Genomic DNA, 1,674 nt, shown 5'->3' with positions numbered 1-1,674 from the left:
AGAGCCGCCAGATCATCGCCCCGCGCAAGGTGTCGCTGAACCGGCTGGAGACCATCGTCCGCCAGTGGTGCATCGGCGGTAAATTCCTGGTGCAGCAGGGCATCCCGCTGCGGCTGCCCAGCGGCCGGTTCCACGACTACCGGATGCTGGTGCAGAAGAACGGCCAGGGCGACTGGGAGTTCACCGGTATGGCCGGCCGGGTGGGCGCCGCCCGCAGCGTCACCTCGAATCTCCATGGCGGCGGTCATGCCATGAAGGCAGAGACGCTACTGAAGCAGTGGCTTGGCAGCGAAGAGCGGGCCGACAAGGCCATGCGTGCTGCCGAGAAGCTGGGGATCGAGGCGGCCGCCTATCTCGAAGACAGCTTCGGCGCCCTCTGCGAGCTGGCCCTGGATCTGGCCATCGACCGCGAGGGCAAGATCTACGTGCTGGAGGTCAACCCCAAGCCTGCCCGCGAGGTCTTCGCCCGCTCCGGCGACAACAGCACCTACCGCAAAGCGCTGGTCCGCCCGCTGGAATATGCGATGTGGGTGTATAAGAATAAGAATACGCCTAGTTCTTCTAAGGTGGTTGAGGAGTAGGGGTTTTATTTGATAGCAAAGAACCCCCTCTGGATCTGAGGGGGTTCTTTTTATGCGCAGATTTTACAATCCATCCACGTCTCTTGGAATTGTCTTTAATAATCGCTAAAAGTACACTTTAATCAATGTCAAATAACATATTTCTGACCATTCCGAAAATTCTTTTCATTGTAATAACCCCTCATTATTTCAAATTAACATCTTCTTTTCTTACTTTAATCAAATAATACAAGATCAAAATGAACTGAAATATAAAAATGCTAAATGGGAGCAGAATGAGCATTTCCACCTGATATTCAGGAAAGAATTTAATCTCAACCACTGCTTGCTCATACTCTCCGCTCCTTTGTATTGCTTTGGAAAATAAAATTAATAAAGAACTCGGTAAAACAGTTAATAGAAACCAGGTGATATGATATTTTATTCTCCGTGTTCTTACATATAAAAACGAATTAACTAAAAGTAAAGAAAGTGGCACAAGGTACATCTTTATTGAAAAATTCAATAGCTTAATTCCCCAACCCTCTATTCTTATCCTTAGAAAATAAATTAAGAATAGCTGTAGTCCAATAGCCAACAGTACATAGAGAATGGCTTGGAGTATTGTTTTTAATGCTCTCACATTTCATCACCCGCGCCTTCTTATTTACTTTTAGACAAAGCTTGTTTAATATCAAAGTCCTTAATTGAGATCATCCCCCTAATATGTAAGCGATTACAAAAGCTTAAAATCCATTAATTTGAATAAAAAAGATTAATATCCCTTTAATGTGATTATCGAGAATTCAAAGGATGAAGTGAATAGTAGGCGGTGCTTTTTATGAGAAAATCTCAAGGAATAGAGGAGAAGGTAATAAAATATCACATTTGATATTTCCCTATAACTTGTATTACCGCCTTTTATAACACTTGCCGGAGACGCTGCTCTACCAGTCCTCTGCCGATCTGTACCGGATGCTGAAATCCAGCCCCGTTGTCTATGTGAAGCCGATCAACGGCACCGGGGGGCGCGGCATCCTGCGGATCGAGCGTCAGCGTGAAGGCAAGTCTCTCTTCGATATCCAGGGACGCCGCCAGAGCCGCCAGATCATCG

General features: G+C 46.4%; 2 protein-coding genes. Both read left to right on the top strand.

Annotated features, from left to right (window positions below; all coding sequences use genetic code 11):
- A partial coding sequence (locus C162_RS29100; protein ID WP_036700613.1) for a YheC/YheD family protein occupies window positions 1-581 on the top strand: 581 nt, incomplete at its 5' end.
- A gap of 954 nt (window positions 582-1,535) precedes the next feature.
- The coding region (locus C162_RS36240) for a YheC/YheD family protein (protein WP_235218564.1) at window positions 1,536-1,674 on the top strand (139 nt) is incomplete at its 3' end.

Source organism: Paenibacillus sp. FSL R7-269 (assembly GCF_000517865.1).
Taxonomy (GTDB): Bacteria; Bacillota; Bacilli; order Paenibacillales; family Paenibacillaceae; genus Paenibacillus_AQ.
Note: the sequence above shows the minus strand (reverse complement) of the source record. Positions and strands in the feature narration are given on the sequence as shown.